The 19,726-nt window shown below is 60.3% G+C and carries 24 protein-coding genes and 2 pseudogenes; 11 read left to right on the top strand and 15 right to left on the bottom strand.

Annotation, left to right across the window (positions count from 1 at the left end; all coding sequences use genetic code 11):
* The first annotated feature begins 10 nt into the window (after window positions 1-10).
* From NB231_RS11985 to NB231_RS11975, 3 genes are all read left to right on the top strand, one after another.
* A complete protein-coding gene (locus NB231_RS11985) occupies window positions 11-250 on the top strand; it encodes a type II toxin-antitoxin system ParD family antitoxin (RefSeq protein WP_040662310.1) in 240 nt (79 codons plus the stop codon).
* The gene (locus NB231_RS11980; RefSeq protein WP_005003191.1) at window positions 247-570 is read left to right on the top strand and encodes a type II toxin-antitoxin system RelE/ParE family toxin; all 324 of its coding nucleotides are present in this window, start codon (window positions 247-249) and stop codon (window positions 568-570) included. The genes NB231_RS11985 and NB231_RS11980 overlap by 4 nt, the downstream gene beginning before the upstream one ends.
* A gap of 319 nt (window positions 571-889) precedes the next feature.
* Window positions 890-2,014 carry a glycosyltransferase family 4 protein gene (locus tag NB231_RS11975; protein ID WP_005003189.1) on the top strand — a complete coding sequence of 375 codons (1,125 nt, stop codon included), beginning with the start codon at window positions 890-892 and terminating at the stop codon, window positions 2,012-2,014.
* Here the strand turns inward: NB231_RS11975 and NB231_RS11970 are convergent.
* Together NB231_RS11970 and NB231_RS11965 are read right to left on the bottom strand one after the other, a co-directional pair.
* Window positions 2,011-2,748, bottom strand: a complete 738-nt coding sequence (locus NB231_RS11970; RefSeq protein ID WP_005003185.1) for a class I SAM-dependent methyltransferase — start codon at window positions 2,746-2,748, stop codon at window positions 2,011-2,013. The genes NB231_RS11975 and NB231_RS11970 overlap by 4 nt on opposite strands.
* Window positions 2,749-2,759: 11 nt before the next feature.
* Window positions 2,760-4,046: a glycosyltransferase gene (locus NB231_RS11965; protein ID WP_198007294.1), complete on the bottom strand. Its 1,287-nt coding sequence runs from the start codon at window positions 4,044-4,046 to the stop codon at window positions 2,760-2,762.
* Window positions 4,047-4,477: 431 nt separating this feature from the next.
* On the opposite strand from NB231_RS11965, the gene NB231_RS11960 reads away from it, so the two are divergent.
* Together NB231_RS11960 and NB231_RS11955 are read left to right on the top strand one after the other, a co-directional pair.
* Entirely contained in the window at window positions 4,478-4,759 is a 282-nt protein-coding gene (locus NB231_RS11960) for a type II toxin-antitoxin system RelE/ParE family toxin (RefSeq protein WP_005003181.1), read from the top strand.
* Between the two features lie 8 nt (window positions 4,760-4,767).
* Window positions 4,768-5,085, top strand: coding sequence for a helix-turn-helix domain-containing protein (locus NB231_RS11955; protein ID WP_005003180.1), 318 nt, complete (start codon window positions 4,768-4,770; stop codon window positions 5,083-5,085).
* 62 nt (window positions 5,086-5,147) lie between these two features.
* Here the strand turns inward: NB231_RS11955 and NB231_RS11950 are convergent, their stop codons facing one another.
* The 3 genes from NB231_RS11950 to ampD form a co-directional block, all read right to left on the bottom strand.
* Window positions 5,148-5,711 carry a Uma2 family endonuclease gene (locus NB231_RS11950; RefSeq protein WP_005003178.1) on the bottom strand — a complete coding sequence of 188 codons (564 nt, stop codon included), beginning with the start codon at window positions 5,709-5,711 and terminating at the stop codon, window positions 5,148-5,150.
* Window positions 5,712-5,820: 109 nt separating this feature from the next.
* Window positions 5,821-6,696, bottom strand: coding sequence for a regulatory signaling modulator protein AmpE (ampE, locus tag NB231_RS11945; protein ID WP_005003177.1), 876 nt, complete (start codon window positions 6,694-6,696; stop codon window positions 5,821-5,823).
* Window positions 6,697-6,795: 99 nt separating this feature from the next.
* A complete protein-coding gene (gene ampD / locus NB231_RS11940) occupies window positions 6,796-7,383 on the bottom strand; it encodes a 1,6-anhydro-N-acetylmuramyl-L-alanine amidase AmpD (RefSeq protein WP_050756100.1) in 588 nt (195 codons plus the stop codon).
* 121 nt (window positions 7,384-7,504) lie between these two features.
* Here ampD and NB231_RS11935 point away from each other — a divergent pair, with 121 nt between their 5' ends.
* Both NB231_RS11935 and NB231_RS11930 read left to right on the top strand, forming a co-directional pair.
* Entirely contained in the window at window positions 7,505-9,574 is a 2,070-nt protein-coding gene (locus NB231_RS11935; RefSeq protein ID WP_005003172.1) for a thioredoxin domain-containing protein, read from the top strand.
* A gap of 267 nt (window positions 9,575-9,841) precedes the next feature.
* Window positions 9,842-10,702, top strand: coding sequence for an HDOD domain-containing protein (locus NB231_RS11930; RefSeq protein ID WP_005003167.1), 861 nt, complete (start codon window positions 9,842-9,844; stop codon window positions 10,700-10,702).
* A 164-nt stretch (window positions 10,703-10,866) separates the two neighbouring features.
* Here the strand turns inward: NB231_RS11930 and NB231_RS11925 are convergent, their stop codons facing one another.
* Complete coding sequence (locus tag NB231_RS11925) at window positions 10,867-11,217, bottom strand: hypothetical protein (RefSeq protein ID WP_456299407.1); 351 nt, start codon at window positions 11,215-11,217, stop codon at window positions 10,867-10,869.
* A gap of 15 nt (window positions 11,218-11,232) precedes the next feature.
* Between NB231_RS11925 and NB231_RS11920 the strand changes: the two genes are divergently transcribed.
* A complete protein-coding gene (locus NB231_RS11920) occupies window positions 11,233-11,493 on the top strand; it encodes a hypothetical protein (RefSeq protein WP_005003163.1) in 261 nt (86 codons plus the stop codon).
* Window positions 11,494-11,536: 43 nt separating this feature from the next.
* Here the strand turns inward: NB231_RS11920 and NB231_RS19185 are convergent, their stop codons facing one another.
* The 3 genes and pseudogenes from NB231_RS19185 to NB231_RS18670 all read right to left on the bottom strand — a co-directional run.
* Complete coding sequence (locus NB231_RS19185) at window positions 11,537-12,586, bottom strand: hypothetical protein (protein ID WP_005003162.1); 1,050 nt, start codon at window positions 12,584-12,586, stop codon at window positions 11,537-11,539.
* Window positions 12,587-12,594: 8 nt separating this feature from the next.
* Complete coding sequence (locus NB231_RS11910) at window positions 12,595-13,485, bottom strand: SWIM zinc finger family protein (RefSeq protein WP_005003161.1); 891 nt, start codon at window positions 13,483-13,485, stop codon at window positions 12,595-12,597.
* A gap of 40 nt (window positions 13,486-13,525) precedes the next feature.
* Window positions 13,526-13,735, bottom strand: a pseudogene (locus NB231_RS18670) (IS1380-like element ISTro1 family transposase); the annotation flags it as partial.
* 151 nt (window positions 13,736-13,886) lie between these two features.
* Between NB231_RS18670 and NB231_RS11900 the strand changes: the two are divergent.
* Window positions 13,887-14,939 (top strand): SGNH/GDSL hydrolase family protein, encoded by a 1,053-nt coding sequence (locus NB231_RS11900; protein WP_005003159.1) that lies wholly within the window; start codon window positions 13,887-13,889, stop codon window positions 14,937-14,939.
* A gap of 16 nt (window positions 14,940-14,955) precedes the next feature.
* On the opposite strand, the gene NB231_RS11895 is transcribed toward NB231_RS11900, so the two are convergent.
* Window positions 14,956-15,444, bottom strand: a complete 489-nt coding sequence (locus NB231_RS11895; protein WP_005003157.1) for an SRPBCC family protein — start codon at window positions 15,442-15,444, stop codon at window positions 14,956-14,958.
* The gene (locus NB231_RS11890) at window positions 15,441-16,280 is read right to left on the bottom strand and encodes an oxygenase MpaB family protein (protein WP_005003156.1); all 840 of its coding nucleotides are present in this window, start codon (window positions 16,278-16,280) and stop codon (window positions 15,441-15,443) included. The genes NB231_RS11895 and NB231_RS11890 overlap by 4 nt, the downstream gene beginning before the upstream one ends.
* 321 nt (window positions 16,281-16,601) lie before the next feature.
* Between NB231_RS11890 and NB231_RS11885 the strand changes: the two genes are divergently transcribed.
* A complete protein-coding gene (locus NB231_RS11885; RefSeq protein WP_005003153.1) occupies window positions 16,602-16,931 on the top strand; it encodes a TMEM165/GDT1 family protein in 330 nt (109 codons plus the stop codon).
* A 27-nt stretch (window positions 16,932-16,958) separates the two neighbouring features.
* Entirely contained in the window at window positions 16,959-17,219 is a 261-nt protein-coding gene (locus tag NB231_RS11880; RefSeq protein ID WP_005003151.1) for a transposase, read from the top strand.
* An 18-nt stretch (window positions 17,220-17,237) separates the two neighbouring features.
* Here NB231_RS11880 and NB231_RS20355 read toward each other — a convergent pair whose 3' ends face one another.
* The 4 genes and pseudogenes from NB231_RS20355 to mgtE form a co-directional block, all read right to left on the bottom strand.
* Window positions 17,238-17,501, bottom strand: coding sequence for a transposase (locus NB231_RS20355; protein WP_408634408.1), 264 nt, complete (start codon window positions 17,499-17,501; stop codon window positions 17,238-17,240).
* Window positions 17,501-17,698, bottom strand: a pseudogene (locus tag NB231_RS20350) (transposase); the annotation flags it as partial. The gene NB231_RS20355 and the pseudogene NB231_RS20350, both read right to left, overlap by 1 nt.
* 112 nt (window positions 17,699-17,810) lie before the next feature.
* Window positions 17,811-18,071 carry an IS5 family transposase gene (locus NB231_RS20345; protein ID WP_005003148.1) on the bottom strand — a complete coding sequence of 87 codons (261 nt, stop codon included), beginning with the start codon at window positions 18,069-18,071 and terminating at the stop codon, window positions 17,811-17,813.
* Between the two features lie 16 nt (window positions 18,072-18,087).
* On the bottom strand, window positions 18,088-19,416 hold the full coding sequence (gene mgtE / locus NB231_RS11870; protein WP_005003147.1) for a magnesium transporter: 1,329 nt from the start codon (window positions 19,414-19,416) through the stop codon (window positions 18,088-18,090).
* Window positions 19,417-19,726 lie beyond the last annotated feature (310 nt).

Below are 19,726 nucleotides of genomic sequence, written 5' to 3'. Positions count from 1 at the left end.
TCATAACGTCATGAGTACGATGAATGTTTTTCTCCCCGATTCGCTCAAGTCCTTCGTCGACGAACAAGTCATACAGGGCGGTTATAGCTCGAGCAGCGAGTATATCCGTGAGCTAATCCGACAGGATCAGGAGCGCACCCGTTTGCGTAGTCTATTGTTGCAAGGCGCCGCTTCCCCGTTCAGCGGCCCGGCTGATGAGGCGTATTTTCACCGCTTGCGTGATCGCATCCGTCAGCGCGCTTCAGAGTGAAGCCTAAACCCATTATTACCCGCACCCAAGCGGATCGGGATGTTCAAGATGTCATCGACTATTACTGGAACGAGGGGGCCGAGCGCGCCGCGCTCGCGTTTATCGATGCTCTGGAACGGGCCTTCCAGCACATAAGCCGCCACCCGACCATCGGCTCGACACGCTATGCTCATGGATTGAACCTGCCCGGTCTGCGATGCTGGCCGATAAAAGGCTATCCCTATCTGGCTTTCTACGTCGAGCGGGATGATCACATCGATGTCTGGCGCATCCTTCACGGACGGCGTGACATCCCCACCTGGATGCAAACCCCCGAGTAAACCCGCAACAGCGAGGAATCCCATGCTGGGGCCTCGGCGCCCATCCGGATGAGGTAAATCGCAATTCCGCGACAGGATTCTCAATGCGGGCACACGCCTTTGCGGGACAATCGCTTTGTCCTTTGCCTGTTTCCGAAAAAGCCTTGCATCAGGCAACGCCGCTGGGGGCATGTGAGGTCCCAGTGGCCAACAAGGGATAGGAGCATGGGCCTCATTGGAACCAGGGGACGCAATGCCATTGCTGCACCATCCCACCGCCCGCATCCGTGTTGACTTTCCGACCGCGACGCGGCCGGCGCCGAAACCGGTTTGACACCGCATGCGCATCGCCTTCCTCTGCAAGCGCCGCTACATGGGCAAGGACGTCATCGCCGAGCGATACGCGCGGCTCTACGAGATTCCTTTCCAGTTGGCGCGGCTGGGACACGATGTGCGCGGCTTCTGTCTCAGCTACCAGGGACATGCAGCCGGCGAATGGGTGCACGATGCGGGTACGGGCCGTGGCCGCCTGACTTGGGAATCGCGCTCGCTGGGCCGGCTGTATGCCCCGGCCCTGGCCGGCTATCCATTGCATTTGCTACGCCGCCTGCGCGATTTTGCGCCGGATATCGTCATCGGTGCATCGGACATCCCGCACGTGGTGCTGGGCGCGTGGCTCGCCAAGCGCATAAATCGACCCTATGCCGCCGATCTGTACGACAACTTCGAGAGCTTTGGCCAGGCGCACATTCCCGGCCTGGTGGGTGCGCTGCGCCGCGCCATCCGCAACGCCGATTTGGTGACCACCACCAGCGAACCGCTGTCCGAACTGATCCGCACCGGCTATCGCGCCCGCGGCGAGGTCATCGCGATGCCGAGCACTGTGGATACCGTCGTGTTCCGGCCGCGCGACCCGTCGGCTTGCCGCCGCAACCTGGGCCTACCCGAGAAGGGCGTACTGATCGGCACCGCCGGCAATCTGCGCAAGGATAAGGGCGTGGACGCGCTGTATGCTGCTTGGCCCGTGGTGGCCGCCGCTCATCCACACGCGCAGCTCGTGCTGGCCGGACCCCACGATCACGACTTCCCACCGCCACGACACGCGCGCGTGCATTACCTTGGCACGCTGCCGCACGCGCGCACGGCGGAGCTATTCTGTGCACTGGATGTGGGCGTGATCTACCTGCGCGATACTGCGTTCGGGCGCTATTGCTTCCCGCAGAAGGCCTATGAAATGCTCGCCTGCGAGTTGCCACTCGTAGCCGCCGCAGTAGGTGTGATGCCTACGCTGCTCGCCGATACGCCGGCAGTATTGTATCGTGCCGAGGACGCACACGATCTGGCACGCGCGATCACGGCGCAGCTATCCGATCGACGCCGCCCGAATGTAGCGATCGAAGACTGGGCCGCGCTGATCCGGCGCCTGGAACCCCGTCTGAAAGCGTTGCGCGCCCGCACGGTCTAGGCGGAGATCCTAACGCCACTGGCGACCAAACCGTCGCCGAGGTCGTAGCGGTAGAACCAGCGCTGGATCACGCAGAACGGACGCACCGCGTTGCCGCTGACCACGCAGAGCGCACGATCGATCGCCCGCGGCTTACTCTGCGCGCTGCGGATGCTGCGCTGCTCGGCATCGAGATGCTCATAGCTGCTGTCATTGCGCACCATCCAGTTGGATAACCGACGCGTTAGCTCGGTGATGGGAAAGCCGTAGTTGACGATACGGATCGCGCCGATACCGGCGGCTTCCAATAACTCATGCAGCTGGGCTCGTTCATAGCGGCGCACATGACCGACCAGTTGATCGGAACGCCCGAACTTGCATGCGTGCGCGGGTACGGACACCAGCACGCGACCACCGGGGCGCAGCTTTTGGACCCACTGACGCAGAATATCAAGGTGGTCCTCGATGTGCTCGAGCACCTCGAATGCCAACAGATAATCGAACTCGGCATCGTTTAGCTGAGACACCATATCGACCACCCGGATAGCCTCTCCGGCGTCGGCGAATCGACGCCGGATCATAGCTCGGCTGTCGGCTCCGAGATCGTGGCAGGCACCGCGAAAGCCACGCGCCAAAAACAAACTGGCCATGTGGCCAGTGCCGGCGCCCATCTCCACGAATCGACCAGGCGCCCAATCACGGCTGAGATCGTAAACGCAGCTCTCACGTAGAACCAGCTTGGGTTGTTTGTTCATTTGCCATAACCTCAGCGTGGCGCGGCCGACACAGCGCCAACGGCACCGGCCAGGCAAGCTTCGAGCAAATCGGTGTAGCCGCGAGCGATGATGCGCCAATCCACACGGCGTGCCAGCGCCTCGCGCAGGTTGAGCGCTCGTTCGCCTGCCTCCACCGGATGCGCTAGCACGCGCAGGATGGTTTCGGCCAGCGCCGGGGTGTTGGTGGCATCCACGCATACCCAATCACTATGTTCGCCCAGCAGATCCTGCACTCCGGCCACATCACCCGCCACCACCGGGCAGCCACAGCCAATTGCCTCCATCAGCACCACCGGCAGACCTTCCTGGTTACCGCTGGTATCGCGCACGAACGGTGCCGCCAACAACGCGGCGCGGCGGTATAACGCCGGGAGATCGGCCTGAGTAAACGCACCCAAAAAGCGCACACTCGCCTCGATGTCGAGCCGCGCGACCTGGGCCTGCAAAACTTCCTGCTCCGGACCGAACCCGGCAATGGAGAGGACCGCGCCCGGCCGCTGTGCAAGCACGGCGGGCATGGCATCGAGCAAGTACGACAGCCCCTTTTTGGGCACCAGGCGGCCGACGAACAGAATCTCGTCGGTACACCGCGTGATCGTGTCGTCTGGGATGAACCGATCGCACATGTCCACGCCCATAGGTAAAACTTCCAGACGCGGCGGGTGCAGTCCGAGCCGTCCTGCCTCTTGACGCATGGCCTCACTGACTACGGTCATGGCCGCGCTCGCGGTCGCAATTCCGCATTTGATTCGCTGCAGCCGTTGACCACGCAGACCGAACAGATCACCACCATGTGAGGTCACGACAAACGGCACGGGCACCACGTACCGCACGAGCCAGCGCGCGATCATGCCTTGCGGGATCAGCCAGTGCGCGTGGATCAAATCGATGCGCCGACGCTTCACTAGTCGCCGAACGGCCAAGTATTGGCCGAGGATGAAACCCGGCACCAACAACAGCTTCCATGGGCAACGCTCGAGATGGGCGGCGATGCCGCCGCCGTAGACCAGTGTTTCCAAGCGCTGTGGTGCATAGCGATAGCGGATGACCTCAACTCCGCCCATCGTCTCCCTGAGAGCGGCGCCGGGCGCGCGCGAGGTCAGCACCACCACTTCGAAGCGATCGGTCAGACGCTGACACAGCGCGTGCACAAACCCCGGTTCATGGTCGCCTGGCCAACGCGGATAGGTCGAGGTCAGCACCAGTAGCGTCGGTTTACGCGGCTCAGCCGGCATGGGTTGGAGATGGCCGCGGCGGCGCTGGCTGGTAAATATCATTCGCTTGAACATCCCACATAACGCCAATCACACACTGTGATGCGGGAGAGGACCTCGTAGCTACATTACCGCCTCAATCGCCCCAATCTGGACGAAGCGGCTCGGCAATTCCGCGAAGGGATTCTCAATGTAGGTGAACGCTTCTGCCAAGCAAGCGCCTAGCGCTCTTCAGCCATGGCCTCGCCAACACAAACCGTTGGTCATCGCATCCCGCGCCGAAAGGACGCGGGCATTCGACACCCTTGGGCCGGGTTGGTAAAGAATTCATCTTCAACCAAGTATTTATTTTATATGTTACTTCATGCATACTCCATTCGCTTCGCCCTTCTAACAAAGTTCTCTTGAACTCGTCGGGTTTTAATTTAAATTTTTGAAAATTATACATAAATTAATCACGGATAGAATTTTTCAAAGCTTCTCCTGAGAACAGCATGATTCGAACGTTCGGTGAAAAAACAACAGCAGCGGTCTTCCTAGGAATGCCGATCAAACGATTACCGCCAGAGATCCGTAAGTGGGCGCGCGAGAAGCTGGACATGATCCATCGAGCCTATGTGCTCAATGACTTACGCGTATCGGCGGCCAACCGATTAGAGATTCTGAACAGCGAGCGGGCTGGTCAGCACAGCATCCGCATCAACGACCATTGGCGGGTATGCTTCCGATGGGAGGACGGCAACGCCTACGATGTGGAGATAGCCGAGTATCATTGAGGGTCTTGATGATGAGCATCCGAATCGAAGACTTGGAGGAAACGGACTTCACCGATGTGGTGGAAGCGGGTGGCGAACCGATTGCGCCGACGAGCCCGGGCGATATCCTTCACCATGAATTCCTAGAGCCGCTGGACATCAACGTCAACGCGCCGGCCCACGAGCTATACGTGACAACGGATACCGCGTTGCGTCTGGCCCGTTACTTCGAGACCACACCCCAGCTCTGGCTCGGGCTACAAGAGCAATACGATCTGGAGATTGCGCGGCCCAAGCGGGATGAGCAGATTGAGCAAGAGACCGCGCCACAGATAGCGGCACATTGAGGACGGTTGACGAAGTCGGCATGGCCGGCAAGTAAGCCCGGCCGCAGAATTCAAGAGAGACTTCACTCCGCCCACAACACGGCGAGCGGAAAGGGCACGGAGTCGAACGGCTCGGCGACCACATCGGCCTCGTCGACAAAGCTCGCCAGCAAAAGCCAGCGGCCGTCGCTGCGCTTGAAGGCTTCCAAGGTGCGGGCATCGGGGTCGACCAGCCAGCAATGGGCCACGTCATTGGCCGCATAGCGGGGCATCTTCGACATACGGTCGAGCTTCGCCGTGGCCGGTGAGAGGACCTCGCAGACCCAGTCCGGAGCCAGCTCGAACCAGGCAGTCGTCGGCAATCTCGGCATCCGCTCCCGCCGCCAGCCGGCCAGGTCGGGAACGAGAATGTCTTCCCCCAAGTGCAGCTCGGGCTCGTCCAGTATCCACCAACCACCCGGCCCGCCGCGCCCCTTGCCGAAGGGAGCGTCGAGTTCCCCGCCAAGCGAGGAACTCGCCAGCGCATGGCGTGGACCGGGTCTTGGGTGGGCGTGGAGCTCCCCCGCAATGATCTCCCCCACCACAGTGTCGGGCAGCGAGAAGAGGTCTTCATAGCGAGCGCGACGCGGCTGTTGTCGGGTACCCATCACCGTCTACCCAAATCCAAAACTAACACTATATAGCACGATCGTGTTCTCAACACGGAAAGCCAGGCGACTGTAGATCCGACTGCGTTCCAAACGTTAGTACTTCACATCATGGCACCCAACCAAACAGGGTCAGCAGAGCAATGGCCACGAGCCAGACCACGATTGCCCTACGGATCAAAGACCGCGCATCGTTGAGCGTCTGATCCAGCAGATCGCGCAGGGAATTGCTCGGCGCAAGGCCGAGCGCACCAAACCCCGTTGCGGCAAGCAGCTCGGCGTTGCCGTCCAGCTCCGGAAGATGGCGCCGCTCGCGCCAACCTTCCAAACAATGGATGAAACTGCCGGCCAACGCGAATGAGCCAGCGGTAACACGCGCCGGCAGCCAGCCGGCCACCCATGCAAACTCTCTCGCTGACTGGCGAAAGCCGTGTCCGCTGTCCGGATGATGGTCCCCAAAGCGACGCGCGAGCACAATCAAGTGATAAGCGAAGGCGCCTACGGGGCCCAGCACAACCAGCCAGAAGAGCACGCCAAAAATTCGCTCATGGCTGTAACAGAAAAGCCCCTGCACCGCGGCTTGCGGCAGTCCCTCGCCAAGGGTCGGCGGAAGCGTTCCCCCATTCAAGCTCGCGGCCGCCTGTCGCGCGAACGCTTGGTCACCCTCGCGCCAAGCCTGTAAAAACTGCTCTACCAGCTGGTCACTGTGTTCCGTGCCAAACGCGAATAGCAGCGCGACCACACTGAGCAGCATGCCACCCAAGCCAAACAACCAATCCCCGAACCAGCCTTGGATCAACCAGGCAACCAGTACCGGGGGCAACAGCAAAAGGGCCACTCCGGCACGGTTATCCCAAAGCCCTACCGGCAACCGAGCCTGCAGCCAACGTGCATAACGGTAGCATGAGTCGGTAACGCGCAATCGGTCCAATTGCTGCGGATATTGTTTGGCCCATAGGGCAAGCAAAATGGCGATCAAATGCATGCGCTCTTCCTTGCAACCGAGGTGTTACCGGCATACTGATTATACGGCTCGCACGCTGCTTGTATGGCAGGCAAGCCCAGCGCCGGCCGACTCCACACTTTATGGACTGATACAGAGTGTTTCATCTTCGGAGCCTGGGACACAAAGCTCGACGTGCAGCCGTTGCCAGTCAAAAACCGGCCCCGGATCGCTCTTGCGTCCAGGGGCAACATGGCAGTGCCCGACGATCCGCGCCGGGGTCACAGCCGGATAGGCCACCATAATGGCGCGCAGCAAGCCAAGCAAACGGCGATACTGAGCCTCGGTATAAGGGCGATGGTCTGCCCCCTCCAGTTCGATGCCGATCGAAAAATCGTTGCAGCGCTCCCGTCCCTCGAAGCGGGAGACACCTGCGTGCCAGGCCCGCCGATGCAAGGGCACGTACTGAATCACTTCACCCCGGCGGCGGATCAGTAGATGGCTTGAAACGCGCAGGCCGTGTAGTTGCTCGAAATAGGGATGCGCGCGCGGACTCAAGGTATTGGTGAACAGGGCATCGATCCAGGGCCCACCGAATTGCCCTGGCGGCAGGCTGATACCGTGGATAACCACCAGATCCACCACGGTCTCGGGTGGGCGCTCATCGCAGTTCGGCGAGGCCACATGACGCGCGCGACTTACCAATCCGCTGTGTGGATCGATGCGCAACTACGCCTCCTTGGTTCACCGCCGAAGCCCTCGCCGAAGATGTTAGCATGGGCAAATCCAGTCTGGCGCCGTTGGTGCCCCGCGGCTCCGCCCATCCTCCGCCAGCAGTGAGGTCGCCGCTATGCGCAAAGCCCGACATGCTCGCAATCGACTCGCCGCCACTACCAGCCCGTATCTGCTCCAACACGCCGACAACCCGGTTGATTGGTACCCGTGGGGTCAGGAGGCACTGGAGCGAGCGCGGCGCGAGGACCGCCCTATCCTGCTCTCCATCGGGTATTCGGCCTGTCACTGGTGCCACGTCATGGCCCACGAGTCGTTCGAAGACGAGACAATCGCGCGGGCGATGAACGAACACTTCATCAACATCAAAGTCGACCGCGAGGAGCGGCCCGACTTGGACCGAATTTACCAAACGGCCCACCAGCTGTTGAACAACCGGCCAGGCGGGTGGCCGCTGACCGTGTTCCTAACCCCCGAGCAGATGCCGTTTTTTTGCGGAACCTATTTCCCGCCGAAATCGCACTACGGGCTGCCAGGCTTTCACGAAATTCTACTGCAGATCGCCCAAGCCTATCGCCAACAACACGAGGCCATCAAAAAGCAAAATCAGGCCGTGCTGGATGCGCTTAACCGCCTGTCCGAGCCACCGCCGAACCGCGCCGGAGCACCGAAGGCGGCGCTGTTCGACAACGCCCGCAGTGCGCTGGCCAGAGAATTTGATTCAACCTTCGGCGGCTTCGGTCCAGCGCCAAAGTTCCCCCAGCCAAGCAGCATCGAGCGGCTGCTACGCCATTATGCCCGTACGGCGGCCAACGACGTCCCCGACTACGACGCCTTGCGCATGGCCCAATTGACGCTGCGCAAAATGGCGTTGGGCGGAATCTACGATCAAATCGGCGGCGGATTCGCCCGCTATTCGGTGGATAATTACTGGATCATTCCGCACTTCGAGAAAATGCTCTACGACAATGGCCAGCTTCTAGCACTCTACGCAGACGCTTGGCGAGCCACTGGCGAGGAGCTCTTCCAACGGGTGGCGAACGAGACCGCCGAGTGGGCTTTGCGCGAAATGCGCCATCCAGACGGGGCCTTCTACGCTTCCCTGGATGCAGACAGCGAAGGCGGCGAAGGCGCCTTCTACCTCTGGACTCCGGAGGAGATTCGCAATGTGCTGCGCGAAGACGAGGCCGAGGTCGTCCTGGCCCGTTGCGGTCTTAATAATCAGCCCAATTTCGAAGGCCGCTGGCACCTTTATGTCCGTTTGACCTTCACCGACTTAGCCAACAATCAGCACCGCCCGCGCCAGGAGTTGATAGCCCTGTGGCGATCGGCGCGTGAGCGCCTGCGCGAGGCCCGTGAGCAAAGGCCACGCCCGCCGCGGGATGAGAAGGTTCTTACCAGCTGGAATGCCTTGATGGTCAGCGGGCTGGCGAGAGCGGGGCGGCGTTTTGGCAATACAGCCCTTACGGCCGCAGGCGATCAAACGCTGCACTTCCTACATTCGAACCTCTGGCGCAACGGTCGCCTGCTTACGGTCTGGAAAGACGGCCAGGCGGATTTGCCGGCCTATTTGGATGATCATGCCTATCTGCTCGCCGCGCTGCTCGAACAGCTCGAAGCGCGCTGGGAGCCGCACTGGTTGCAATGGGCGCGCGCCATCGCCGATCTGCTGTTAGCCCGCTTTGAGGATAAGACCCACGGCGGTTTTTTCTTTACCGCCGACGACCACGAGCCGCTGGTACAGCGTCCCCGCCCGCTCGGCGATGACGCCTGCCCCTCGGGCAATGCCATTGCCGCGCTCGCGCTCGCACGGCTCGGACATCTACTCGCCGAACCGCGCTATTTGGCAGCGGCCGAACGCACGGTAGAGGCCGGCGCCGGCGCCATGAAAGAGTTGCCGCACGGCCATTGCGCGCTGATCACGGCACTCGAAGAACAGCTCAACCCGGTGGAAACGGTCCTAATCCGTTGCCCTCCGGGAGAGGCAGCGGCTTGGCGCGGAGCCGTCGAGCAGGATTATGCGCCCGCCCGACAGGTGTTCTTTTTGCCCGGAGATGATGGTCTCATGGCGATTGGCGCGGTACACCTGGAAGGCCAGGGAGCCTGGATCTGCCGTGCACACAGCTGCTTACCGCCGCTGCAAACGCCCGCCGAACTGACTGAGCAGCTTGCCCGGCACGAGGATTGAGTGCACAAGCCGAACAGCGGGCGATCGGCTAAGGCGGTCAGACGTTCACGCGATGCCTTGCGAGTCAGGATGCATTTTTGATTATTGCGAAACCTTCGAAACTTCGTGCGGAGCCCGAACGCTAAGATTACGGGTGATTGGTCGAATACAACCAACGTTCAGGGCCTCGCACCACACACATCCAGTGGCAGGATGATTTTCTGTGTGTCATGGCAACCCTCGACTCGCAGGACACCCACAGCTACCGCATGGAAAGCCATTCGCGCGATGACAGCCGATGAAATTGCCGCCCATACCGCGAACCTCGCCTCCCTGCCACGAGCCTATCACCGCATCAACGAGATGCTGGCCGACACCCGCTACAGTGTGGCGGATATAGGCAAGGTGATCCGCCACGAACCGGCTCTCACAGCACGCTTGCTGCGCTTGGTCAACAGTGCTTATTTCGGCCTAGCGACCCGGATCGACAGCGTACCCCTCGCGATCTCGGTGCTCGGGATCCGAGCGCTGCACGAGCTCGTGCTCGCCACTAGCGTAGCCAGCGCGTTTGCCCGCATTGACACGCAGCTGGTTGATGTCGCCGATTTTTGGCACCACAGCGTTTACTGCGGCATTATGGCGCGCTTATTGTCCAAGCGGCTACGGATCGCCGAGAGCGAGCAAATCTTCGTCGCCGGGCTGCTCCACGACATCGGCAAGTTGGCGATCTATCAGCAGCTCCCAGAGCACTCGGAGCAGGTTTTGTCCCGGTTCGCCGATTCGAACGATCCGCTCTATCGTGTGGAACAGAAGGTGCTCGGGTTTACCCATGCTGCGGTTGGAAAAGCTTTATTGCACCGTTGGGGCCTACCGGCGGTGTTCTGTGAGGTAACCGCCTATCACCATCATCCTAATCGGAGCCGGCATTATCGGGACGAATCCTGGGTGGTGCATGCCGCAGACGCTTTGAGTGCCAAGATCGAACCCGGCCACAAAATTACCCGGGACCACACAGCACCCCCGTCTTTCGAGCCGAACGCCCGACCGCGAATTGCACTCACCGCGTCACTGGCCGAAGAACTCGCCGTCGATGCGGATGCGCAATCCATCGAAGTCTACGGCATGCTGTTCGGCAACCCGCTCCCTTAAGGGAACCTGGTGCCTGATCGACGATCGACGTCCATATACCGACAGACCCTTCTAGGCGATACGCTCGCGCCCGACTTTGACAATGCCTACGCACATGATTCCATATTTTATAGGTACAACAATAGCTTGTGGGCGCTGCTAAAAACACCCATGTACGCAGGTCGTCAGGCGAGGTCGAGCAGCGGTGCCGGGGCTTTGATCTTTAGTGCTTTCAGTCTCTTAGCGGCGGCTTGGGCAGGTTCGGTGACCTGCCAGACGGTGCCGTTGGGGCTCGACAATTGCGCGAGTTTTATCTGCTTGAGATCATCGCGGATATTGCGCCAGGTATCCGCGCAGGCCAGCTCCGCGGCTCGCTCGAGCCGCAACGCCAGCACTGTCAGCGCCACCTGAGCGTGAATGCGGTGGACCGCCCAGTGGTAGACCGGGCGCATGCGCAGGCCGCTCTTGAGTCTCCGCCAAGCCTCCTCGACGCATTGGAGCTGCTTGTAGCCCAGGGCCATGTCCTCGGCGGACAAAGTATCATCATTACTGTGGACGACGAACTTGCCATCGAGACGCTCGGCGGCTTTGCCTCGGGCGCCACGCTGCCGCGCACCGTGCCCGCCTCGCCGGCGCCGGTGTCCTCTTCGCCGATCTCGAAGAGCAGCGATGTGGTTCTGTACGTGGGAGTGTCAAAGTCGGGGCAGGCAAACGAAGATTTCCAGCCGGCACGCAGCCAGAAGACGCATTACATCCTGTGTTGGCGTTGCGCGCACGTTTTCTGCAAACGGGGCGACGCGAATCCGGCCTGAGCCATTGAGCGAGCGAACGAAATTCACTGCCCGGTGCTGCCAGTCAGTCCACGAGCTTGTTGTTCGACAGGGTATCGAGGATCGCGATGAGCCGCCGCTTGGCTTTGTGTCCTCTTCGCAATCCTTCCAACAACTTCTGCCAATCTTCCAAGCGGTGATTCCGCGCGTAGATTTTCTTCATTAAACGCAGGTAAACGGCTGCTTCCTCATAAGCTTTCGGTTTGACCTGATCGATTAGACTGTTGACGATCTCTGTCCAGATCGTGGGAGCAAGGTCCGGGTGTGTATCGGCCACGGCTTTCGCCACGGTCTTGTCTATCTCCCGGCCCCACCGTTTTGCTTTGCGCAGACGTTGGTAAAGGTTGACGACGTCATCGAGACGCTTTTCTAAGATAGCGATGTCGATGAGCGTCTCAATATCTGGAAACCGCTGATAGGCTTTTCGACTGCGGGTGGTTGGCGGTTCGACCTCTGGCGAAGACAGCGGCCAGCCGCTTTTCTTACCCTCTAGGTGACCGAATGCTGGATTTTGCCCGGTCTCGAGATAATGAAGGACCGCATTCCGCACGGCGGGCCAGTATTCCGCCTTTTCGGCTGCTTTGCGTAGTTCTTGGTAATCTCTGCTCGAGGGCCGGTGGAAGAAGTCCTGTGCCCGATAGGCCGCGACCAAGTCGTATCGCCGCTCCTGCTGCGCGATCGTGCGTAGCCGCTCTTGCAAAGCGGAAGCAATGCCGGGGGCATTGTCCACGGTACGTGTGTAGCCTTGAATGCACCATCGGCGGGCCCGATCACGCTCGTCAGCCGCCAGTAACTCATCGGCTAGCTGTGGGTAGCAGTGACTGGCGTCCGCGTCGTCTTCGAGCCGGGGGATGATCTTGTCTTTCCATCCGGCACGGGCGTACGCTTCAAGCAGTGTGTTCATCAGTCGTTCGCGCCGATACCGGTCGAAAAAATCGGCGCTAAGCGATTTGGGTAGGGTCTGCAATCGTGTCTCGAGTGTACCCGCGACTTCCTGCCAATGGACGCGCGCGTAGGCAGGCCGTTTAAGGAACTCGTTAGCGCAATCCAGCAGAGAATAGTCATCCTCCAGCATCCGGTCGATTACCAGAGTAGCTGCTCAGATGGCGACAGAGATGATCCCGGCAGCGCGGCAATCACCGTTTCCAAGCACCCGGAGATCGCCATGGCGGTCTCGCCCTCGTCATCGGACTGCTCAATTTGCTGGTTTCCCTTGATCCAGAGCTCCTCGCCAAGCTGGAGCACCGCATTGACATAGCCTTGCTCGGCCAATGCGCGCAATCTATCCTCGACGTGTGAGTAATCGGGCAGGCTGCCTTCGCCTCGCCAGTGGTTGTACCAGGCTGCCTCGGCGGTGCGATCCCGGATCTCCGATCGCAATGCACGCACGAGCTTGTCCACATGGCCACTAGCAAGCTGTTCGGATTCGACGATGTACTGCTTGACCTTTGGGAACCGGGTGCTCAGCTCAATGAGCAGGTGGAGCAGTTCATCGTAGCTTTTACTTTCGAGCGTTTCTTCAAGCTTGGTCTGAGCCTCTGTGCGACTTGGGGTGCGCCCAGACTCATTGTTCTCCTCCCGCTCGCCGTTGAGCCATTCGTTTTCCTCGATATCGCCACGCAATGTCTGGCCGAGATCGCTGCCTTCATCCAGTGACGGGATCATCCGTTTGACCTTCAAATGTTCTGCCGCGGCCAGGATTACGGCTACTGCGTGCTTGCACGGTCCCCACGAATAGGGGCAGGTGCAGAACTCGTCGAAATCACCATCAGCGCCGATCCGGACGGACGTTGCGTATCGATCGTTGCCGGTGACCCATGCGACAAGGGTATTGTCCTCAGTGTGGGAAAGCTGATCGACGTGCTTCACATAATTCTTGCCCCGATTGACGATCTTCGCACCGGCCCAGTCGTGGAGATCATCGAAGTCGAGTTTCCGCAGGATGGTGCTGATGGTGCTATTCGGCACGTTCATGTGTGTCCTCCCGCGCACCACGCTCTGCGCATTCGACAGCCGCGGCAATCTCGCGGATCGGCGAACAGTGCCGCCAGCGGGTGATCGACATAGCCGCCGCGAGGCGCGCGGTGAGTCCGAGCTGGCGGTCGACGCCGCGCAGCAGAAGCGCGTCGAAATCCGAGGACAGCGCCCCGCCGTCGAAGGCGCCGCGTACGGCGAGTCCATCGATGGCAGGAAAACGCAGTTGCTCCGGGGTAGAATTCGACACGGGCGACCTCGTTTGGCTTCTTCCGAAGCGTTTTTGGCGGAACACCCATTATATCAGTGGGTTAAACGAGGATCGCCTTTTTTGTGAATTTTCCGAGCTAAGCGCCATTGAGTCTGGCCCCTTTATCGCTTTATCGTCGAGGACATCCGCCATGGCTATGCCAATTACAATCCGTCGTTCGCTTGCGGTGCTAACCTTGTTGTCGTGCCTGCTCCCCGCTTTGTCTCATGCCTATGCCGATCTCGTGGTGCTGGGTGACAGTCTGTCGGATGTGGGTAATCTACGCCTGGCCACGCAGGGCTCGCCTGGTGGGCCGCTGCCGCAAGACCCGCCCTATTTTCAAGGGCGGTTTTCCGACGGGCCGAATTACACCGAAACGCTGTGGCGCAGACTCGGGCTTCCGGGTGACATCAATCCGTCATTCGCCGGCGGTACCAACTATGCGGTCGGTGGCGCACGTACTAGATATCACGCCTCCGATCTAGCCAACCCAGCTTTCAACCCCCTCACTGACGCCACGACAGCGCTCCAGCTGACGTTGTTCGGCCAGCGGGATCTCCTTTTGTTCAACAATGGCGACCACCTGGATTCGGCCAGTCTATACACGGTCTGGATTGGATCGAACGACGTGCGTGATGCCATCCTTTCGGTCGCAAACGGCGGATCGCCGGAGTTCGCCGATCAGCTCATTGCACAAAGCGCAGCCGATTTGCTTGTGGCCATCAACGACCTGGTCATGGCGGGTGCGCGTGACCTGCTCATCCCCTCGGTCCCTGATCTCGGCCTGATACCAGAGATGATGGCACTCGCGCCCAGCGTACCGGGGATCGAATTATTGGCCACTACGCTGTCGCAGAATTTCAACGACCTCGTTGATGCCGGCCTCGACTCCATCAGTGCCGAGGTTACACGCCTGGATGTATTCACGTTCCTGCGCGATTTCATCGACGACCCGACAGGCTTCGGACTGCCGGCTGGGGTGAACACGACGCAACCCTGTTTCGAAGGTTTCATCGGCGTTCCGGGTACACTGTGCAGCCAGCCTCGGGAGTTCGTTTTTTTCGACAAGATCCATCCGACAGCGGTTACCCACAGAGTGTTAGGACAATTGGCGGCGAATGCGGTACCCGTCCCCGGTATCGCATGGCTGGTCGCGATCGGCCTATTCGCCATAGGCACAGTCCATCGGCTTGCCGTTTCGTGATTGTGAGGCCCCGGAATTACGTAGCTGACTGGCCGTCCCGCACCCGACGCAGTTCCTGCGCGAGTCCCTGGCGGCCCTTGTTCATCGCCCAGTGGTGGTTGGCCGCGAACACCGGCCGCAGGAGCGGGGCCAGGTACCGCATCCAGGGTTTATTGGCGAACACCTTCCAGTCGTAGTCGACTTCGGTCCATTCGCCATCCTGGTGCAGGTTCCATTCCCCCGTGCCCTCGAGGTCTCCCCGCGCCTCGACGACCAGCCGCATGGGCTTGTTCACCTCCGTCGCCGTAGCCCGCCAATGCAAGGTGTAGGGCAACAGGCCCCGGGTGTGGAGATTCAGCGTCCTGCCGACACCGTCGCCGTCACCCGGTTCGATCTCCTCCACCTCCAGATAGACGGCCGGCCACCAGCGGACGAAATGCAGGGGCTCGCTGATCACTTCGAAGACCTCGTCGATGCCCGCCTGGACGCGCCAGTGCGAGTGCAGGTGAAATTCGACCGGCCTCATACCGGGGCTCCGCTACTGCTCGGTTTCTCGTCGAACGTGCCGAGTTCAGCGATCTCATATCCCTCTGGATAGGTGGGTCGTTTGACACGCGTCAGCAAATGGGGACGTTGCCGCGGCGGCATCCATCGCTGGACCCGCGCCCGCAGCTTCAGGCTCCCCGTGACCAGGCGGCGCAGGAGATTGGAGGGCCGCTTGAACCCCATCGCCTGTAACAGGGGTTCGTCCATCACTGCATGAGCGAACGGTCGGCCCAGGGGCAGCAGGAACCGCGGTAGATAGAAGCCGAGCAGCAGGTCGCGGGTGATGGTGCCGATACGCTGGTTGGTGTCCCGGTATCGAAAGCGCCGTGCCTCGTAGTCCTGATTGTATCGCTCGAACGCTTCGAGGGTAGCGGGAATGTCGCGGATCTGCATCCGTTGGCCGAGTTCCCGATAGTAGTGGAAGAAACCGAGCCGTTCCGTAGCCGTGAGGGGCCGCCAGCCGAAGCGATCGATCCAACGCGGGGGCTCGAACACGAAGGTGCTGAGGACGTAGAGAAAATCGCCGTTGGCGATGCGAAAGCGGCCGTGCATCCCGTTCAGGCGTTTGAGCGCGGCTTGCCCGCGTGGGGTGTCGAACCCGTTTTCCAGGATCTCCGCCAAGATCAACTCGGTGTCGTCGTAACGCTTGCGCGGCCGCCGAGTGAACTCTCCTGTTCGGTCGAGCAGGCCCGAGATGGAGGGTACGGCGTAGGTGCGAAACAGGGCGAACTCCAGGGCGCGCTCAATGTCCCAGGGAAACTCGTAGCAGGTCAGCAGGTAGACGATCTCGCGGCAGTCGCGGACCGGATCCAGCATAGAGATTCGCTTGGCGTGAACGCTTCGCATAGTTGGCTTCGGCAAGCGTGATCAACTGATCTGATTATAGAGTCCCGGCACAGTCTGCAGGACACGGACCGGTTACGCTGCCAGGATGGGTTGCGGATGGCGCGAGGTCAGCCGCTGAATCGTTGCTCTTGTAACTCGTCATAATGGTACCTTGATGGTAGCTGTCTTGGTTGAGCGATTCAGGCACTCGACTTGTTTGTCCAGAGACAAATTAGGCTTGGTGGGCCGGTTATTTGATACCGTGACGCCAGCGTGTTCACTGTTCCAAAAAGAGACCGACATAGGCATCCCGTGGACTACAGCGCACTGGCCTCGGCATTCGCGTTGCTCTTTCTCGCAGCGGTGGGCGACAAAACTCAGCTGGCAATGGTCGCGCTCGCAGCGCAATCGGGGGCACTCTGGTCCGTGTTCGTCGGCGGGACCCTTGCTTTATGGGCCGTCTCGCTGTTGGGAATTCTCGTTGGCCGAACGTTGCTCCGCAGGGTCTCGCCACGCTGGGTGCATCGGTCGGCAGCCGTGCTGTTCCTCATCTTCGGCGTGCTGGCGCTCGGCAAAGTCATTGCTGGGCTAGCCGGTGCCGAAGGTTTCCGTCTCGCCAGCGATTCCCGGCCCATCTTGTGACACCTCATTAAACCCGGCCTGAGCGCGGTGAAGGGCTTCTCCGACGATGCGGGCTATCGTGGCACAGCCGTTGGCTTTGTCGAGAACACGTTGGGATTGAAGCGGCACATCGCCCAAAAGATCAAAGATACCTTTGCCGTTTTGCCAATGCGCTGGATCGGCGAGCGAACGTTTGCTTGGCTCGGCAATTACCGCCGCCTGTCCAAGGACTACGAAATCCTGCCGCTCTCGGCCGAGAATAGGGTGCGAATCGCTATGCTGCGCCTCATGCTCGCAAAATGCGTATAACATTTGCCCAGACAGCTTCTAAGAGCCTGCCCACAATCTCCGAAGCAACAGTGCCAAAAACGCCAGATGGACGAACTGCAGACTGGTATTGAGCGTACGCTCGCAGTTCTTCCATAAGCGGCGGCATTTTTCCAGCCAGCCGAAGGAGCGTTCCACAACCCAACGCTGGGGCAGCACGGCAAAGGTGTGCGCTTCGTGCGTTTGACCACCTGTACCGTCGCCTGGAGCTTCTTCTGTACGGCTTGCGCAAAAGGGCGCCCCGTGTAGCCCCCATCCACCAATACGCTCTGAACCGGCTGTAGATTCGATGCGCAGCGATCCATGGCCGCCAAGGCCCCTTTGCGGTCGGTCACATCGGCCGTGGTGATCGCAATGGCATGCGGCAACCCTTGGGTATCCACCGCAATAGGGCGCTTGATTCTCGAGACCTTCTTGCCCGCGTCATATCCCTTGTGTTCAGCACTGTCCGTGTTCTTCACACTCTATGCATTAACGATCAAAAAGCTCGTTGTGGCGCTGCGCCCCTGTTTGGTACGGGCCGCGCCAACCTGATTGTTTTAACGCCTGCTCCAGCAGGCTGCCACCCTCTCCTCACGGTTCGCTCCACTTGGCAAAGTAGGAATGAACCGTGCGCCACTTCGGAAACTCGCCTGGCAACATTCGCCACTGACAACCGCTTTTGAGTAGATACAGGATCGCGCAGAACACCTCATAGAGATCCACCGTCCTCGGTTTGGTGCGCTTGCGCGCACTCTCCAGTAATGGCCTGATCTGTTCAAACTGCTCGCGAGTAATGTCACTGGGATAGGCTTTCTTCCTCACCTCTCCACTCTCGCGTATATCAAAAATCATGGACAGGCTTTAATGATCAGAGACTGAGAATTAGCGTTGCGATCGAAAAGTAGACTAGAACGCCGGTTGCGTCCGAAATCGTCGTGACCAGCGGCCCGCTCGCCGTCGCCGGGTCAAGCCGCAAGCGACTGAGGAGAAAAGGCAGCGACATCCCGACGAGGCTGCCGATCATCACTACGGCAAACATCGTCAGGCCGACGGTCAGAGCGATATCCACGCCGCCGCGCCACGCGCCAACAGGAAACACCACCGCCGCCATCGTCCCCCCAAGCGCTGCTGCGACAGCCAGTTCGCGCAGGATCAGATCGCGCCAGTCCTTCAGAGCCACGTCCCCCGTGGCCAGTGCTCGCACCATCAACGTCGCCGATTGCGACCCCGCATTGCCGCTGCTGTCGATCAGAAGCGGCAGGAAGAAGACAAGCGAGACATAGGCCAGGATCATATCCTCGAAATAGGCGATGCCGGCGCCCGAAAAGAGGTTTCCGAACACCAGTAGCGTCAGCCAAACGATGCGCCTCGAATAGAGCATGCCGATCCCCGCCTGGAGCAGGTTCTGCGTGAAGGGCAGCACGATGGAGATCTTCTGAAAATCCTCGGTAGCTTCGGCCTGCATTACATCGGCCGCATCGTCATGGGTAACGATGCCCATCAATCGCCCGTCAGAATCCACTACGGGAATGGCGAGCAAATCGTAATGCGCGATGAGTTTCCCGACGTCTTCCTGATCAGTGTCGAGCGCGACCGAAACCGGCGCCGACTCCATCAGATCCGTGATTGGCGTATCGTCGGCGGACAGGATCAACGCGTGCAGTCGAACCGATCCCATCAAGCGATGGTCGCGATCCACGACGTAGGAGCGATAGATCGTTTCGGTGCCCGGAGCCTGCCGGCGCAACTCCGCAAGCGCGCGCTCAGCGGTCATATCGGCGTCGAGCGTCGCGTAATCGGATGTCATGATCGCACCCGCACACTCCTCGGCATAGGTCGAGAGCCTCAGAACATCGTCGCGATCCTCCGGCTCCAGGTCGCCGGCCAGCCGATCCTGTTCGCCGGGCGAAAGCCGTTTGTAGAAGTCCGCGCGACCATCAGCATCCATGGCATGGACGATCCGGGCCAGACTCTGTCGCGGCACCTTTCGTGCCATGGCGACCTGGACATCCAGTGGCAGGTTCTCGAAGACCATTGCCTGCCGCGATAGTTCTAGACCGGAAAGGTGCTGCCACGCTTCGTCACGAGGCAGTTGGCTTAGCCATAATGCCAGATCGACCCTATGCGCCGAAGCGAGAAACGTGCGAAGGGCCTCGTCGCTGGCATCGCGCGGATGGGAGGTTGGACTCCGCGACATCGCTTTTCTCTCCTGAGACGTTCCATGGACCGGCGTTCAAACGCTGCCCACCCGCCCGGTCGGTAGGTTCGCACCGCTGTTGGAAGCTCGCACCGCAATCCGCGATCGGACAAGCCGCATCTATGATCTGCACTTGCCGTTCACCGGATCAAAGCAAGCTTTTGCCCGGCGAAGCGCCATCAGCAGACGCCGTCGTAATTCAGCGCACCCCTTGTCGTGTATCCTACCCTTGCGAAGGCCGGGCGCGTTGGACCATCGGCGAAGAGAGATGAGCGGAATGTGGAGCTACGGCAGCTGCGCGAGGAGAGAC

This window comes from Nitrococcus mobilis Nb-231 (assembly GCF_000153205.1).
GTDB lineage: Bacteria > Pseudomonadota > Gammaproteobacteria > Nitrococcales > Nitrococcaceae > Nitrococcus > Nitrococcus mobilis.
Note: the sequence above shows the minus strand (reverse complement) of the source record. Positions and strands in the feature narration are given on the sequence as shown.

Excerpts from the sequence above, each read along its gene's own strand:
- NB231_RS11890 (WP_005003156.1), bottom strand. The coding sequence starts at position 16,280 with ATGCTGGATCCGGTCCGCGACTGCCGCGAGATCGTCTACCTGCTGACC.
- NB231_RS19185 (WP_005003162.1), bottom strand. The coding sequence starts at position 12,586 with ATGCTGGAGGATGACTATTCTCTGCTGGATTGCGCTAACGAGTTCCTT.
- NB231_RS11985 (WP_040662310.1), top strand. The coding sequence starts at position 11 with ATGAGTACGATGAATGTTTTTCTCCCCGATTCGCTCAAGTCCTTCGTC.
- NB231_RS11895 (WP_005003157.1), bottom strand. The coding sequence starts at position 15,444 with ATGAGGCCGGTCGAATTTCACCTGCACTCGCACTGGCGCGTCCAGGCG.
- NB231_RS11970 (WP_005003185.1), bottom strand. The coding sequence starts at position 2,748 with ATGAACAAACAACCCAAGCTGGTTCTACGTGAGAGCTGCGTTTACGAT.
- NB231_RS11955 (WP_005003180.1), top strand. The coding sequence starts at position 4,768 with ATGATGAGCATCCGAATCGAAGACTTGGAGGAAACGGACTTCACCGAT.
- ampE (WP_005003177.1), bottom strand. The coding sequence starts at position 6,696 with ATGCATTTGATCGCCATTTTGCTTGCCCTATGGGCCAAACAATATCCG.
- NB231_RS20345 (WP_005003148.1), bottom strand. The coding sequence starts at position 18,071 with ATGATTTTTGATATACGCGAGAGTGGAGAGGTGAGGAAGAAAGCCTAT.
- NB231_RS11930 (WP_005003167.1), top strand. The coding sequence starts at position 9,842 with ATGACAGCCGATGAAATTGCCGCCCATACCGCGAACCTCGCCTCCCTG.
- NB231_RS11910 (WP_005003161.1), bottom strand. The coding sequence starts at position 13,485 with ATGAACGTGCCGAATAGCACCATCAGCACCATCCTGCGGAAACTCGAC.
- NB231_RS11950 (WP_005003178.1), bottom strand. The coding sequence starts at position 5,711 with ATGGGTACCCGACAACAGCCGCGTCGCGCTCGCTATGAAGACCTCTTC.
- NB231_RS11965 (WP_198007294.1), bottom strand. The coding sequence starts at position 4,046 with ATGATATTTACCAGCCAGCGCCGCCGCGGCCATCTCCAACCCATGCCG.
- mgtE (WP_005003147.1), bottom strand. The coding sequence starts at position 19,416 with ATGTCGCGGAGTCCAACCTCCCATCCGCGCGATGCCAGCGACGAGGCC.
- NB231_RS11900 (WP_005003159.1), top strand. The coding sequence starts at position 13,887 with ATGGCTATGCCAATTACAATCCGTCGTTCGCTTGCGGTGCTAACCTTG.
- NB231_RS11935 (WP_005003172.1), top strand. The coding sequence starts at position 7,505 with ATGCGCAAAGCCCGACATGCTCGCAATCGACTCGCCGCCACTACCAGC.
- NB231_RS11960 (WP_005003181.1), top strand. The coding sequence starts at position 4,478 with ATGATTCGAACGTTCGGTGAAAAAACAACAGCAGCGGTCTTCCTAGGA.
- NB231_RS11975 (WP_005003189.1), top strand. The coding sequence starts at position 890 with ATGCGCATCGCCTTCCTCTGCAAGCGCCGCTACATGGGCAAGGACGTC.